Origin of the sequence: Mucilaginibacter boryungensis, from assembly GCF_015221995.1 — a bacterium.
Lineage (GTDB): Bacteria > Bacteroidota > Bacteroidia > Sphingobacteriales > Sphingobacteriaceae > Mucilaginibacter > Mucilaginibacter boryungensis.
On the sequence record NZ_JADFFM010000001.1, the window covers coordinates 1,874,209 to 1,889,782 of the forward strand.

The window sequence follows — 15,574 nt, forward strand, 5'->3', positions numbered from 1 at the left end:
TCATTAAACCAGCTTAAATTGCTGCAGGTGGGCGGGTACTTTTTCCAATTGTTCCAGGTATTCTAAATTTTCGGCCTGCCTTATTTCATGCACTTGCTGATTTTCATCTATCAATACTACCGATGGGCGCATGCTTATAAATTGCATCCATTGGGTCATATTGTAGGCGCCCACTTTGTGCACAACCACATGGTCGCCGGGGTTCAGCAGCGGCAGGGTCACACTATCCCGTACCACATCAATATTCATACATAGCGGACCATACAGCACCATATCTTCGGTATGCTCATTAAAATCCTGTGCTGGGCTAATTTTATGTTCATACCAAAAAGAAGTGAACAGGATATTTACCCCGAAATTCATAATAGTAGCGCGGCGGCCATCGCTTAGGCGTTTATTAGCCACCACGCTGCCCAACAGATAACCGGCGTCGTCAATTAATACGCGCCCGCTTTCCAATATTAATAGGGGTAGTTCATCTTGTTTAAAGCCATGCGCTAAAATGGTAGTGGTAATTGCTTCGGCAAAATCATCAACCGATGGTACGGTATCCACCCCCGGTAAATAAGCACCTTTTAGCGTATTGGTAGATGGGAAGCCCCCGCCCAGATCGAGATATTGAATAGGATTGTGCAGCAGGTTTTTGCAGCGTGTTGCTAATTCGCAAAGTTTGGTTGCTGCTGCAACATAAGGCGGGGTAGATAGCATAAAGGTGCCTATATGACAATGCAGGCCAACTAATTGCATTTTACCCGAAGCAACTATTTTAGAAACAGCATTCCAGGCCTGGCCGTTCTCGTAATTGAAACCAAACCTGTCCCATACGGGGTAAACACCGGTATCCATATTAACACGGATAGCTACACGCGGCCGTTTATTTAACTCGCCGCAAATTTCTATCAGCATATACAACTCGTCGAAATGATCGATGTGTATCAACGAATCATTTTCTATAGCCAATATCAGATCGTCGCGGTGTTTATCGGGGCCGTTAAAAATAATATGGCTGCCTGCTACGCCATTGCCTAATGCTTTGCGATATTCAAAGCCGGATACAACCTCGGCCCAGCTGCCTTCCTGGTGGAAAATATTACATACAGCATTCAGGTAATTGGTTTTATAACTCCAGGCAAACTGTACTTTAGGATAACGGGTTTTAAATGAACGCGCAGCCGATTGATAATTCCGACGGATCTGCTTCTCGGATAGTACAAACAGGGGCGAACCAAACTCGTCGATCAACCGTGTTACCGGCACACCGTCAATATGCTTTACCGGCTGAAATTCGGTACGGGTACCAAATTTATTCATCAGGCCGGCATTCATCTTTTTTATGAGCGGACGTTCGTACTTTAGTTTTTTCATTTTTATTAAGCTCTTATTATAGTTCTCCAAAGGCTGATAATTGCTGAAACTCGCTTACATCAGTAATATGGTCCCACGCATAGCGGATAAACATTTTGCCTACCTGGTATTCTTCGAAAGCTGGTACAGTTTCGCCCAAGGCCAGTTTTACCAAAGCTGCCGGCTGGTTTTGCCCGGCGCCCGCTGTAAGGTATATCCATGCCGGAAAACGCGGGTTCACTTCCATAATATAAAGTTTACCGCTGCTGTCCCGCATTATTTCCAGTTCGAAACCGCCACGCCAATTAGTGGCCTCAGTAAATTGCCGTGCCAGGTCAAGCAAATCAGTATCTTCAATAGTTATCCCCGCCCATGCCTTGCCTTTATCGGTGATATACAGTTTACGCATGGGGATAATACTAATACAATTCCCCTCGCCATCGCCCAGCGCTGCAATATTTATTTCGGTGCCTTTTATAAATTTCTGTACAATGATAGGCTGCCCCCATTTAGCGCTTAGCTGGTAAAAAGCCTTTTGCGCCAGTTCAAGATTTTGACAAACATAGGCCTCGTAAAATTTGCCTTTTACAACCAGCGGATAATCCAATTCCTCGGCTACCTTTTTAAGTTCTTCGGCCTTATGTATTACCCTGTCTTCAGGCACATGCATGTGGTGCTTTTTGCCAAATTTGGCCAGGTTAATTTTATCGCGGGCTTCCAGTTGCTCGTGTGTCGGCAAAAATGTATGGATGCCCATAATGCGTAGTTGCGGACTAACTTTAATAAAGTTATAAAGCTCGGCATCAAAATTTGGGATAATAATGTCCAGGTCTTCTTTGGCATGAATAAATTGCAATCGCTCTACCAGGGCTTCAGCACCGGCAGATGGGTAGGGGATTTGATAGGTTTTGTCAACCAGGTTATGTAAATATACCCCCGGTTCTAACGATTCATACGATAAGCCTATAATACGGATCTGTTCGCCAAGACCATCCCGCAAGGCGCGTATTATCGCCACGCCCGGGCCGGGACTATCTATAGCATTAAGCGCAGTAACGCCAATTACAAGGGGTTTAGCAACAAATTTCTTATTCATGCCGGTTATTGCTCTAACAGGTTAGCGTCCTTTAGTTGCAGTATCCAATCCTCCCAGTCGCGTTCAAGTTGTGTTTCATCTACCTCGTAATTATCTAAAATATGCTGTTTAATTTCTAATGATGTTTTCCCGGTTTTCATCAGGCCTAAAATTTCAGCCGCTATACCGTTACTGGAAAATGAATCGCCGGTAGATGGGTTGAAAATAAAACCATTCTCGCTGGTGGCAATATTTTTTTTGAGTTTCATTACGGGGTTAATCAGGTTTATCCGGCTACGCGGTTCAGCGTATATCCGGGTTTAAATTATAATTTGAATTTCCAGTTATTATATCGCTTTTATTATCCATGTGCCGATGAAAAGGACAATTGTATCGACAAACGGGTGTGTTAAAGGTACAATAAAGCCACAATTATTTAGTTGCAGTATGCGACGATAAAAAGAAAATAATCCTTCGGTCAGCCGTTTTTTTGATCACCTTTAGGTGATGAGAAGAGCGAGGACAAGGTATACCAGGCTAAGCCGAATATCAGGAAGGCAAGGGAGCATAAACAAAGGAAAAGTTTTTTCATAGCGCGGGATAAGTGCTTTGAAAATAACTTTAAATATCGGCCGGAATGTTAAGAACCGATAGATAGGATGATTGTATCGACAAAAATATATTAAAATAGAAACGCGCCTGAATTAAGTTAACCAATTCAGACGCGTTAGCGCATGCATCAATAGCAGGATGCCTGGTGACCGATCTTTATTTCTCTAATGCCAATCCCCAGTCTTTGCCTTTATCAACCGCCGGTACGCCTTTATCCATCCAAACCGGCATAGGCGTGCCTTTCAGGAAATGGTCGAAAAACTGTTGCTCACGGATGCTGATGTCCTTACGGTTTTTGCGCTGTACAAGGTTGTGGGCTTCATCATTATATTGCAGCAACCACACCGGTTTGTTAAGGCGGCGCATAGCCGTAAACAATTCAATGCCCTGGTACCACGGCACGGCGCCATCCGCATCGTTACTCATGATCATTAGCGGCGTTTGCACTTTCGGTAAATGGAACAACGGCGAATTTTCGATATATAACTCAGATTTATCCCAAAGGGTTGCGCCTATACGGCTTTGTGTTTTCTCGTACTGAAACTGCCTGTTCACACCACTTTCCCAACGGATACCACCATAAGCTGATGTCATATTTGCTACCGGCGCCCCGGCCCAGGCGGCGGCATACATATTGGTAGCTGTAATTAAATAAGCCACCTGGTAACCACCCCAGCTTTGGCCTTGTATACCAATGTGCGTCCCATCCACCCAGGGGTTCTTCTTTAGCATTTCCACACCCGAATTCACAAATTCAACAGCAGATTGCCCAGGATGACCGACCTCATAACTGATATCCGGTGTAAACACCAGGTAGCCATTGCTCACAAAGAAAGAGATAGGCAAACGGGACGGTGTAGGGGCAGGGGCCTGGTAATTATATAAAGTCTCGGATACTTTTTCATAAAAATAGCATATCATCGGGTACTTTTTATTTGGGTCGAAGTTTTCAGGTTTGAACAACACCCCAGTCGATTTATAACCCTTTGGTGTAGTCCAATGCACTAATTCAGCCGTTCCCCAGTTATAGTTAGCCTGCTGCGGATTTATCGCGCTTAATTGCGTTTCATTTTTCAGATCGGTAGAAGCATACAGATCGGGCGAATGGGTATAGCTTTGTTTGGTGTAAATAAATACATCGGCGTTTTTCGCTTTTTGCAGCGGACTGATATTATAGTCACCCATAATTACCTTTTCAGGCGCTTTGGTGCTGCCCAATTGCTTTTTATAATAGCCCCACTGTTTGGTTTCATCGTTTTGGGTTAACAACCAAAGCGGTTGCTTTTCGCTAATGTACTTCAATTCTTCCAGCGAACCGTTGCCTGCACCGCCACGGCCGCCTCCACGCGCACCGCGTTCTAAAAATGGGTACCGGAAAATAAGTTTATTGGCCCGGCCCATACCATTAGTGAAATTTGTAGCGGCACCTGTAGCGGCATCTACCTGCCAAATATCAAAGCGGTCATATAACAACACGGTTTTGTCGCCGCTTGTCCAGCCCGAAATACCGTATGCTCCAGGGTCATCGGGTACATCATTGTCTTCCTGTCCTAATTTGGTAGGGATATTGGCGCTCAGATCAGTTTTTTTACCTGTAGCAACCGAATAGCTGTAGTAGTGCTGGTTTTTTGAATCGAACCAAAGTACATAATTACCAGCCGGAGACATGCTGTAGCGTGCCTTAGTGCGGTTAATGATCTTTTTGCGTTCGCCTGTTTTGGTGTCTATCAGGTAGGCTTCATTATTACCGCCACCATTCCATTGTGCCTGTACGCGTGCGCCGGTATCGGTTGTGCCTAAAACGTAACGGGCGTCGGTATTTTCGGGCAAGGTAATTTGCTCGATATATTTATCGGCTAATTGCACTAATTTATTACTTTCGGTTGGTCTGATCACCGCCAGGTAGCTGCGCCTCAGATCGCGCTGAAGGTTTTTTAACTGCTCTGGCTGCAGGTATTCATCCTTATAATTCCATATATCCAGTTTCGCCGTTTCAAAATCTACTAACGTAGTATCCAAAGGTTTTGGGATAGGGGCTGTGCCCAAAAATAAACTGCTGCCATTTCTGCTGAACGATAAGCGGCCATCGCCTGAAACTGCCCACTTATCAGGCATACCAGTCGAACCGGGGCCTGCAATTACACTGGCGCTATCCGCTTTAGTATTATAGTAATACAATTTAAAAGGTTTTACCTGCGCTTTCTCAGGGTTCTTTTCGGCAGCAAAAGCCAATTGAGTGCCTGCATCATCAAATACAGGGTTACGATAATTACCACGGCCGGTGCTTACGGCCTTCAGGCTGTCCCTTTCAATATCATAAACATACATACCCGATTTTGCACCTTTTGGTGCACCGCGGGCCGGAACCGTTGAGGCAAAAGCAAGTAATTTACCGTTTTTACTTAGTTGATAATCAGTTACATATTTAAAAGTGCGTTGTTTGCCGGTGGCCAGGTTTTTTAGGGTAAGGTCATCACCCTCACGTGTTGGCGGTGCAATAGTATTGCGTACGGCTCGGCGTGATGTATCACCGGCAAGTGGCCTTTTTAACGTATCTGTTTTAGCTGATGCCAAATAGGCAATTACCGAAGCTTTCTCCGCTATTTTAAATGAGCGTATAGCGGGTACTTTGGTGATGGATGAGTTACCTAAGGTAATTAAGCCCAAAGTATCCTTTGGCATTTCTGCCGGGGTTTTCTTTTTAATACGTGCCTGCCTTACTGCCGCGTAGAATGGGCGGATCAAAAACGCCGCGTATTTGGCATCGGATGTTAAACGGGCGGTATCCGCGCGGGGCACCTGCAGGTTGTATTTTCGTTGCGGGTCTGTAATAACCAGGTTGGCATCGCCTGCCTGGGGTTTAACCACATATAATATCCACTTACCATTCTCGCTAATTATCTGGTTGGTAACGCTTTGCCAGCCATCATAAACAGAATGGTCTAAAGGTTTTTTCTGTGCTTCAACGCTCAGGTATATAATCAGAAAAACACTTAGTAGTAAAATTTTACGCATGTTGTTTAGTTTTAATTTTTGCAATTACAAGATGATGAAAAAGGTTGGAAGCAAAAAGCCGAAACCAAAAAGCTTTTGTAAAAATTAGACGACACTTGACTGGACGACTTACATTTGCCATTAATCCTTGCATATATGCCATAGTCAAACTACTTTAGTAAACACATTATAAACCAACATAACCCATGAAAAAATTACCCGTATTAATATTTGCTTGCTTATTATTTACTGTGAGCGCTTTCGCACAAACTAAAGACGAAAAGGATGTAGCCGCCGCGGTTGAATTTATGCGTAAAGCAATGGTTGATGGCGACCGCGCTAATCTGACCAAACTTGCTGCAGATGATTTAAGCTACGGCCACTCCAGTGGGAAGATACAGGACAAGAAGGAGTTTGTAGAGGCTATAGCCAGCGGAGCATCTGACTTTGTAACTATCGATCTTACTGATCAAACCATAAAAGTAGCGGGCAATACTGCCATTGTACGCCACAAGCTATCGGCTCAAACTAATGACGGGGGTAAACCCGGCAGCACGGTATTAGGTATTATGCTGGTATTCCAAAAACAAAAAGGAGCGTGGAAATTATTAGCCAGGCAAGCTTATAAATTGCCGGTGCAGTAAATATATTGCTTTTACCCAAAAAGCCGTGTGATATGCTATGTCACGCGGCTTTTTTTATGCGCTAAATTCGTTTTTTTAATGAAAGAGGGAAGGTTCAGGTTTTTTCGAAGAGCTAAAAAATACTTCAACCCGTTCATTTTGTTTAAAACTATAATGTTGATAACGTTAAGGTAAATGTTGTCAAGGTGCTGATAAACATGCATTATTTAATCCCCTTAAATGTTAATAACTCTACTTTTTAGGTTGATAACCTGTTCATAAAAACGATACGATTTTTCTTGACATGGATGGGTTTAGACACTACCTTAGATAACATCAAGAACGACGTACTTTGACAGCCTTACAATAATTCAGACCGCGAATCGGGCAAGTCTTCGGATTAGCTAAAGATCGCAGGAAGGTTATTGAGTTACCCGGAAACATAAGAAGCCGCGAGGCTTTATCAACAAAGGGATAATTAAAGAACAGGCATTACGCTGATCGCAGACGACCACGGTAAGAAGCGAAAACAGGTAACAGGTGCTACATAATATCGGCGTTGGCATAACGAAGATAACAGAAGCGCGAACATCAGGCCACTTGCAAAAGCAGGCAGAAGTAAAGCGGACGAATTTCGGAAGTGTGCGGAAGACAATGATAGGAGTACACCAGGCAAAACTACACAAAACTTGGTGCCCAATATTCGGCTACGGCTGGAAATAGGGTTAGGAACGGGAGATCAATTCGAAAGATGCGGCTCCCGTTTTCGTTTTTATATGCCTTAGCTATTGCAGAAATTTCCTTCCGCAGGATTTGCGTAGGTAATAAGAAAAGGATGGTTTGGGCTTAATTAATCGGCTTTATAAAGCATTATCTTACCCGATGCTTTGTCGAAAATTACACTAACCTGTCTGCCGCTCGGGTCGCCATTAAACCTGGGGATAGCCAACCGCACTTTTTTACCATTAACTACAGTGTCTTTAAATTTCGGGAAACGTTCCTCGGTTTTTTTGTGCGACAAAATTCCATTAATATCAGTAATAGGTATACTTAGCTCGGTTGCTGTATTACGAACGTGTGCCGTTAATACATAGGTGTTTTTTAGCTGATAGGGCAGGCTTGTTTTAACATAGTTTACCAGTTTGCTGTAATATGGCATTATAGTTTTTGGCAAAGCTGCAGTATCGGTAATTTTTACCCAGTTACGTGTCCTTATATAAGTTGTAAGCGTAGTGTCCGGCTTTGCCTGGCTAAAAGCCGATAGGCTTCCTAAAAAGAATAACGCTAATACTAAATACCTCTTCATAAATTACTGATTTGATAATTGGTTAAATATAAACAGAAAAGGCCGCGATCAATAAAAAACCACAGCATAAATTTATGTGCTGTGGTTTCATTTCACGGTTTTTAAGGTTATTCGCCTCTTTTTAAGCCAAATTTTTCAATTTTACTATAAAGATGACTGCGCTGGATATCAATATCATCAGCAGTTTTGGATACGTTCCAATTGTTCTTTTCTAGTTTGAATTTAATGTATTCGCGTTCAGCAAAATCTTTGTATTCCTGGAAGTTTTTAAACTGGTCGTAGTCGGTTTGCGGGGCGGTTGTACCCCCAGCGGTAGCGGCTACCGGTGCAGATGGGTTAGCAAACGCGCGGACATCATTATCGGTAATAACTTTATCGCTTAGAATTACCAAACGCTCGATCATATTGCGTAATTCGCGAATGTTACCCGTCCATGGCAAGGCTTTTAAGGCTTCCATACCTGCTTCTGATACTTTTTTTACCGGCATGCCATACTCATTGCAGATCTCCTCTAAAAAACTTTGGGTGATCATCGGGATATCATCGCGGCGCTCGGTTAGCGGCGGTACGTGTATCAGGATAACGCTTAAGCGGTGGTATAAGTCCATTCGGAAGTTGCCGGCTTCAATTTCTTTTAGCAGGTCTTTATTGGTCGCCGCTATTACACGCACATCTACATCAATCTCTTTTTCGCCGCCCACGCGTGTAATTTTGTTTTCCTGCAGGGCGCGCAGCACTTTGGCCTGAGCTGATAAACTCATATCGCCGATCTCGTCCAAGAATAGGGTACCGCCATTGGCCGATTCAAACTTGCCGATACGTTGTTTAACAGCCGATGTAAACGAACCTTTTTCGTGCCCGAACAATTCGCTTTCTATCAATTCCGAGGGTATCGCCGCGCAGTTCACCTCGATTAAAGGCGCGTTAGACCGGTTCGATTTCTCATGCAGCCAGCGGGCTACCAGTTCTTTACCGGCCCCATTAGCGCCGGTTATCAGTACCCGTGCGTCGGTAGGGGCTACGCGATCAATCGTTTCTTTGATTTTGTGGATCGGTTGCGATTCGCCAAGGATCTCGCGGGTTTTTGATACCCTGCGTTTCAGTACTTTGGTTTCCGTAACCAGGCTGCCCCTGTCTAACGCGTTGCGTACGGTAATAAGTAAGCGGTTCAGATCAGGCGGTTTGCTGATAAAGTCGAACGCGCCCTTCTTGCTGGCTTCAACGGCGGTCTCTACGGTACCATGCCCCGATATCATAATAAAAGGCAGATCGGGTTTTATAGCCAAACCCTCAGTCAGCACTTCCATGCCATCCATGCGGTTCATTTTGATATCGCACAGCACCAGGTCATAATCGTTATCACGTATCATTACCAGGCCGTCAATGCCATTATCTACATCTTCTACCGTATAATCTTCGTATTCTAAAATTTCGCGTAAGGTATTGCGGATTGCCCGCTCATCGTCAATAATTAAAACTTTAGCCATGCTTTTGTTTGTGGGTTGTGATATTATTGGGTTAAATATATGTGATTTTGTATGGTAAACAACACACTTTTAAAATTGTGTTAAAAAAAATGCCCCCTTTTTTACAAGGGGGCAAATATCAGCAGCAAAACTGTAAGCCGGGTTCTGTACTTCGTTGCCAAAGTTTCTATCATTAATCTGATCTGTACATTGCTGCACAGCTTAAACGACCTACCCATCCTGAAATCTCTTGAGAGAGGGAGCGAGCAACTCCGCGTTCAGGACCTATTTGGTCTTTCAACTCCTGAGGTTTACCGCAATCCCGGTCGCCCGGAAAAGCCGTGAGCCCTTACCTCACGTTTTCACCCTTACTTCTTGCGAAGCGGTATATTTTCTGTGGCACTTGCTGTCGCCGGCTGGCGGCGCCTTCCCGTTAGGAAGCAGGATGCTCTGTGTTGCCCGGACTTTCCTCCACCCGCCAAAGCGGGTAGCGATAGAACGATTTGCTTGAGGGCAAAGGTAATAAAAATTGCACGTCATTGCGAGGAGCGAAGCGACGTGGCAATCCCCGAGTGGCAGAGACGCTAAGCATACCGGGGATAGCCACGCTACGCTCGGTGATTACTTACATCCTTGAATATCCCTTGCTACATCATCATGATTGATCAAACCCTGTTTATTCCCGAACGAATTGGTAACATAAGTAAGCACCTGGGCCATTTCCATTAAAGACAATTTAGCAGGGGGCATTTGACCATCAAAACTTTTGCCATGAATGACGATACCTTTTTTCAAGCCGTTTTGCAGGATACATACTAATTCGTTTTTATAAGCTTTCAGGAATAATGTATCTGTTAGCGGCGGCATTAACGCAGCCAGTCCCTGGCCTTTATCGCCATGGCAGTTTTGGCAATGCGTTTGGTAAACCGTTGCGCCGGCAGCATAGTAGCGGTTAAAGTCCATTTGCTGTTCGTTTTGGCAGGAAGCCATGATGACCACCGCCGCTAAAAATGAACCGATAACAATTAATGCCTTCATTGTGCTATGCTTTGGTCGGGTTCGGCTTGTAATGTTTTTATATCGGCAATTAGCTTGGTTACCTGGTCTGGCTGCGTGCCATCATAAGCCCCGCGGATATGCTTTTGCTTATCAACTAAAATAAAATAACCATCGTGGATGTGTCCGCCAGGCGCAGAGGCATCGTCGGCTGCGTGCGTTAAATAGCTTTCGGCAAGCTTATAGGTTTCATCTTTCTTGCCTTGCAAAAGCCACCAGGCCTGGCCGCTTATCCCCAGTTTATCGGCATATTTCTTCATCACGGCAACACTATCATATTTGGGGTCGATGCTGTAGGAGAGGATCTTAAAATCGGCAGCGTTTTTAAACTCGTTATATACGTTTAACATATTACGGTGCATTACCGGGCAAATAGAAGGGCAGCTGGTGAAAAAGAAATCGGCCACGTATATTTTACCATTAAGGTTTTTGCTGCTGATACTATCGCCATATTGGTTCACCATTTTAAAATCAGGTATGGTTTTATAAATGGTATCGGTAACGGTTTTGCCATTAACTGTTTTGGTAACCGGCGTGCGGTTGCCAAGTATAGGTAAGGCGTTGTTGGTGCCTGATTTACAGGCTGATATAGCTATTGCTATTCCCGATAAAATAATTATCGCTCGTTTCATTTCTTTTTAAGGTATTTATCAGTTTTATCTAACGATAGGTTTATTAACGAATCAACCCTTCCGATCTGCTTTTTTTGAGACTGTAGATAAGTAATTACTTCAGCGTGAGATTTGCCTGTAAAATCGGGATTGAATTTATGCATCCAGGTTTCCATGGCTTCATCAGCCATATTTAACTGACTTTTTAATGCATGCACCTCAGTGGTGTCTTTGGAAGTTTTGGTTACACTATCCAGCGATGTTCTGTATTTTATAATAAGGTCACTTTTACCCATCACGGTATCATGCTTATTCATAATATCGGTCATTAAGGTTTTTTCCTGGCCTTTATCATCCGAGCAGGAGCTGAATATGCCTGCCATCCAAAACGCTGTTACTAATATTTTTATTTTCATTGTGATACTTTATTATTTTTCTTTCTCTTTTTCTACCAGTTCCATACCGCACTTAGGGCAAACGCCGGGCTTGTCTTTCAACACATCGGGATGCATAGTGCAGGTATATTGTTTTGCAATTTTATGGTTTTTTCCATCAGCAGACACATTTTTTTTCTGATCGGGTTGACTGCCGCACCCTGTTGATAAAATGAACAAGGATAATAGCCCTGCTATTATATAATTCTTCATAACTATTTGTTTTTAATAAAGGCCATAAAGCCTAATAAAGCTACGGTTAAAATACTTAAAGCAGCCAGCATACTTACCACGTCGCGGATATCTTTACCTGCCCAGGTCATCCAAAAGAATTTATGCAGAAAGATAAACGCTAAGCCTTCAACCCGGTCGATGCCAGCTACATGAGCGGCCAATTTTCCGGTGGTGGTTTCTACATACCAATTATCGTTACCATGATAACTCACTTGCTGCACCGGTAAACGTTTGTTAATGAATCCATATTCGTTGGTGAATTGTTTGATCGGATTTACAGTTGGCGCCTCATTTTTAGTTTGCGGGCGATAAAAATTAGCCAAATAAGTTGCATAAACCTGGTCGCCACCCAATAGTTCCGTGCCATGGGCAGTATTAAAATAATGAATGTTCTTTTTAATATCTGTTACCTGATAGTAGGTATCATCCATAATTTTCACAATAGCCTGTTTAAGAATAAGGCTATCAGCCATAGGCAAGTGCAGGTTACCAGCCTTTAAGCCATCAGTTTTAATTAATTGAGCGTACTGTTTTTCAATTGGGTTAACATTATGCAGTTTTACCAATATATGAAAACCAGCGCTGGTAAAAAACATCAACATCAGGACTGATACGAATAATCCTAACTGGCGATGGTAGCGATGCAGCCAGCGTTTATCTTCAATGCCTTTTGCTTTTCGCTTTTGAGCTATTTCTTTAAATCGTTTCCAAAAGAAGCCGTATATCACCAGTCCGCTAATAAGGGACAGGAACAGGATAGTTACCACGCAAAGCATAACAATCAGCCTAAATTGGTCGCCAAACAAAGCGGCCATAAAATCCCAGGTATGCATTTGCTCGAATACCGATAACAATACTTTACGGGTGGTGTTATTAAAAGTGGCAAGCCGGCTTTGCCCGGTTTCTACGTAAATATCCATGCCATCGGCACGGTCGAAACTTACTTTCCAAACCGGCAGCAGATGATTTATGGGTTGATACTGCCCATCAAATTGCTTTTGCAGCGTAACGCTTTTTACTTTAGATACGGAATCCTGGGTGAAGTATCGCGCCAAATAAATTGCATAATCTCTATCGGCGTTGGGCAATAGCTTAGCATCTGTTGCCAAATAGTAGTTGTATGAACTATCCTGTTGTAATATTTGATAATAGGTTTGTTTATTAAAGCTGACCAATCCAAAATTCCTGAATTGGGTAATATGGTTTTGATTTAACACCTGCTGTAGCGACAGCGTTGGTTGGAGTTGATTTTGTGTTGGTTGCTCATAATGCTCTTCGGGTATAAACGGCCTGAACCAGTTAGACATGAAAGGGTGAGATAGGCCGCTGAGTGTCCAACAAATAATAGGTACAAGGGCAATAAGGCCCAGTATGCGATGCCATTTATAGAAGCTGCGCGATAAGTTTTCGTTTTTTTCCATCATCAGTTTTTTGAAAATGAATAACTAAGCCCTACGGTATAAATACGCGGCGGGGCGGCGTTGTAGGTATCGCCATATTGGTTGCTGGTTACCGTGGTAGCATAAAGCTGGTTGGTGAGGTTAAGTGCATTAAACCAAAGGCCTATCCCTTTTAAAGTGTCGTGCTTAAAATCATACCCCAGGCGTAGGTTGAAAATATGGTAACCGGCGTAGGTTTTGGTGTTTGCCGGATCGGTAAAGTATTTACTGATATGCTGCCATTCGCCTGCTATGCGGAAGCCTGCAAAGTATCCGGGCTTGTAGGTCATCTCCGAATTTACTACCCAGGTGGGTGCGTTATTCATGCGGTTGCCATTATAAATTAAGTTATAACTGCTGCCGTTTGCGGTGCGAACTTCACTATAATCTAAATAGGTATGCCTGGCATTAGTACCGTTAAACCTGAAGGTTAATTCCCTTACCGGCGCATAGGTGATGGCGTATTCTATGCCCTGGTGCCGTGTTGCCCCGGCATTTTGGTTTTGAGTAGTATTATCGGGCAGTAACTGATTGATGATCTCGTTCCTGCCTTCCAGATCATATAAACTTACCTCTATATACATCTTCTTGTCCAGCGCAGAGAACCAGCCGCCAAATTCATAATTATTAAAGTTGGCTTGTTTTAATGGGCTTAACTGCCTTGAACTATAAAGGTTACTGGTTTCAGGCGGTTGGAAGCCTACACTGTAGTTAACATACAAACCTTTGTTGTTCCCAAAGTTGTAGGTAAGGCCAAGCTTTGGGGCCGCAATATTAAAATCATTGGTTTCAAACTGTTTGTATTTGGTGTTCGATGGCGGCAGGCCATTAGTAAAGTTATAATGCACATGGTCGTAACGTAAGCCCAGGGTAATGCGCAATGGTTTGGCAGGGTGTAGTTCGTACTGCGTATAAGCCGCGTAGTTTAATAATTTAATACGGTAATCATCAATATACGTACCGGTGTTAGTGAATCCCGTATAATAGTTATTAGCCACATCTTTCTGAATATTCAGGAATTGGGCATAATAGCTGCTGGGACTGTCATCTAAATAAGCGCCAACAATCAGCCGTGAGTGAAGAAAAGCAAAATTGGCCCGGTGCTGGGCCAGCAAACCGTAGCTTCGAAACTTTTGATCATTTACCTGGCCATTCGAACTTTGGTAAACACCGCTGCTGTTCCTGACATCGGAAATATAATAACTGGGCAGCTGGGCTGTTGAATTATCCCTGAAAAATGCGGTTACAAAGGTGCTGTTCTGCATATCCCAGGCATGCTCTAACCGGGCGCTTGCCCTGAAAGCGTTTACTTTACGGTAGGTAAAGCGCTGGTTGCTGCCATAGCTGCGATTGTAAAAATGCATACTGTCTAATGTTCCGGGTGTTTGCGTATTCAGATAGTTGTAGGATGCTGCGGCAGTTAAACTGGTGTGGGCATCAAAATCATATTTAGCTTTCAGGTTGGCCGAATACTTATCAAAATCCGAATAATCCTGCCAGCTACCTTTTTGATGGGCGATGTAGCCACCCGCGTATAAACCAAACTTACCGGCGCTAAAGCCACCACCTGCGTCAACCCGGCGATAGTGGTAATTATCCCCTTGTACTGATAGGTTACCGGCAGACCCGGCGGGCGGGTTTTGAGTGATAAAATTTACGGCACCGCCAACCGAATTGCTGCCGTACAGCGACGAAGCCGGGCCCTTAATTACCTCAATATCCCGCACGCCCGACATATTGATCTCATAAAGTGAATTGTGGTTGAAAATCCCGGTAGGGCGGATAGGTAGCCCATCTTCCATATACAGGTATAAGGCGTTGTAATTAATGGGCTGACGGATAGCCATGGTATGCTGTTCGTTCCCCAGATCTACCATATAAACGCCGGCTACTTTGTTAAGCAATTGGTACAGTGCTGTAGCTTTGGTATCCTGTATTTGTACCGAACTGATCTTGCTAATAGCAATGGGGGCGTCCTGCCGAGCCTGCCGCTCGCGGTTGGCCGAGACAATGACGGGTTGCAGATCTATACTTCCACGAACTAAACCTATATTTATTTCATTGGCGTTTTTAGTTGTGCCTATATTAACTAACTGAGAACTATAACCTACCATGCTAAACTTAAGCTGATCGGTAGTAATTGGTAAGGTTAGGGCGAACTTTCCTTTAATATCAGTAGGGTTAATGGCAGTATTTTGCGTATTATTAATTAAACTGATAGTAACACCAGGCAAGGCCTCGTGCGTAATAGCATCGGTAACCGTGCCCTTTACAGTGGTTTGGCTATATGCAAAAAGCGCCATAACAGATAGCCAAAAACAAATTAGAATTTGCTTCATATGAATTATTTTAATAATCTGTTAAACAGATTATTATGAAT

General features: G+C 43.5%; 13 protein-coding genes and 1 other RNA gene. 1 reads left to right on the plus strand and 13 read right to left on the minus strand.

The features are described from left to right. Window positions 1-3 precede the first annotated feature (3 nt). From IRJ18_RS07860 to IRJ18_RS07875, 4 genes are all read right to left on the minus strand, one after another. Window positions 4-1,365, minus strand: coding sequence for a type III PLP-dependent enzyme domain-containing protein (locus IRJ18_RS07860; RefSeq protein WP_194105641.1), 1,362 nt, complete (start codon window positions 1,363-1,365; stop codon window positions 4-6). 16 nt (window positions 1,366-1,381) lie between these two features. After that, a complete protein-coding gene (locus tag IRJ18_RS07865) occupies window positions 1,382-2,440 on the minus strand; it encodes an ATP-grasp domain-containing protein (RefSeq protein WP_194105642.1) in 1,059 nt (352 codons plus the stop codon). 5 nt (window positions 2,441-2,445) lie between these two features. Further along, window positions 2,446-2,688: a PqqD family protein gene (locus IRJ18_RS07870; protein ID WP_194105643.1), complete on the minus strand. Its 243-nt coding sequence runs from the start codon at window positions 2,686-2,688 to the stop codon at window positions 2,446-2,448. Between the two features lie 499 nt (window positions 2,689-3,187). Continuing rightward, on the minus strand, window positions 3,188-6,046 hold the full coding sequence (locus IRJ18_RS07875; protein WP_194105644.1) for a S9 family peptidase: 2,859 nt from the start codon (window positions 6,044-6,046) through the stop codon (window positions 3,188-3,190). Between the two features lie 185 nt (window positions 6,047-6,231). On the opposite strand from IRJ18_RS07875, the gene IRJ18_RS07880 reads away from it, so the two are divergent. Continuing rightward, the gene (locus IRJ18_RS07880; RefSeq protein WP_194105645.1) at window positions 6,232-6,669 is read left to right on the plus strand and encodes a nuclear transport factor 2 family protein; all 438 of its coding nucleotides are present in this window, start codon (window positions 6,232-6,234) and stop codon (window positions 6,667-6,669) included. Window positions 6,670-7,498: 829 nt separating this feature from the next. On the opposite strand, the gene IRJ18_RS07885 is transcribed toward IRJ18_RS07880, so the two are convergent. From IRJ18_RS07885 to IRJ18_RS07925, 9 genes are all read right to left on the minus strand, one after another. After that, window positions 7,499-7,954 (minus strand): hypothetical protein, encoded by a 456-nt coding sequence (locus IRJ18_RS07885; protein ID WP_194105646.1) that lies wholly within the window; start codon window positions 7,952-7,954, stop codon window positions 7,499-7,501. A gap of 107 nt (window positions 7,955-8,061) precedes the next feature. Beyond that, complete coding sequence (locus IRJ18_RS07890; RefSeq protein ID WP_194105647.1) at window positions 8,062-9,441, minus strand: sigma-54-dependent transcriptional regulator; 1,380 nt, start codon at window positions 9,439-9,441, stop codon at window positions 8,062-8,064. Window positions 9,442-9,558: 117 nt separating this feature from the next. Further along, window positions 9,559-9,930: RNase P RNA component class A (gene rnpB / locus IRJ18_RS07895), an RNA gene on the minus strand. A gap of 111 nt (window positions 9,931-10,041) precedes the next feature. After that, on the minus strand, window positions 10,042-10,458 hold the full coding sequence (locus IRJ18_RS07900) for a c-type cytochrome (RefSeq protein WP_194105648.1): 417 nt from the start codon (window positions 10,456-10,458) through the stop codon (window positions 10,042-10,044). Continuing rightward, window positions 10,455-11,108 (minus strand): SCO family protein, encoded by a 654-nt coding sequence (locus IRJ18_RS07905; protein ID WP_194105649.1) that lies wholly within the window; start codon window positions 11,106-11,108, stop codon window positions 10,455-10,457. Before IRJ18_RS07905 ends, IRJ18_RS07900 begins: the two co-directional genes overlap by 4 nt. Beyond that, window positions 11,105-11,503, minus strand: a complete 399-nt coding sequence (locus IRJ18_RS07910; RefSeq protein WP_194105650.1) for a hypothetical protein — start codon at window positions 11,501-11,503, stop codon at window positions 11,105-11,107. The genes IRJ18_RS07905 and IRJ18_RS07910 overlap by 4 nt, the downstream gene beginning before the upstream one ends. Window positions 11,504-11,515: 12 nt before the next feature. Next, window positions 11,516-11,734, minus strand: coding sequence for a heavy metal-binding domain-containing protein (locus IRJ18_RS07915; RefSeq protein WP_194105651.1), 219 nt, complete (start codon window positions 11,732-11,734; stop codon window positions 11,516-11,518). A gap of 2 nt (window positions 11,735-11,736) precedes the next feature. After that, entirely contained in the window at window positions 11,737-13,176 is a 1,440-nt protein-coding gene (locus IRJ18_RS07920; protein WP_194105652.1) for a PepSY-associated TM helix domain-containing protein, read from the minus strand. A 2-nt stretch (window positions 13,177-13,178) separates the two neighbouring features. Next, entirely contained in the window at window positions 13,179-15,533 is a 2,355-nt protein-coding gene (locus IRJ18_RS07925) for a TonB-dependent receptor (RefSeq protein ID WP_194105653.1), read from the minus strand. Window positions 15,534-15,574: the final 41 nt, after the last annotated feature.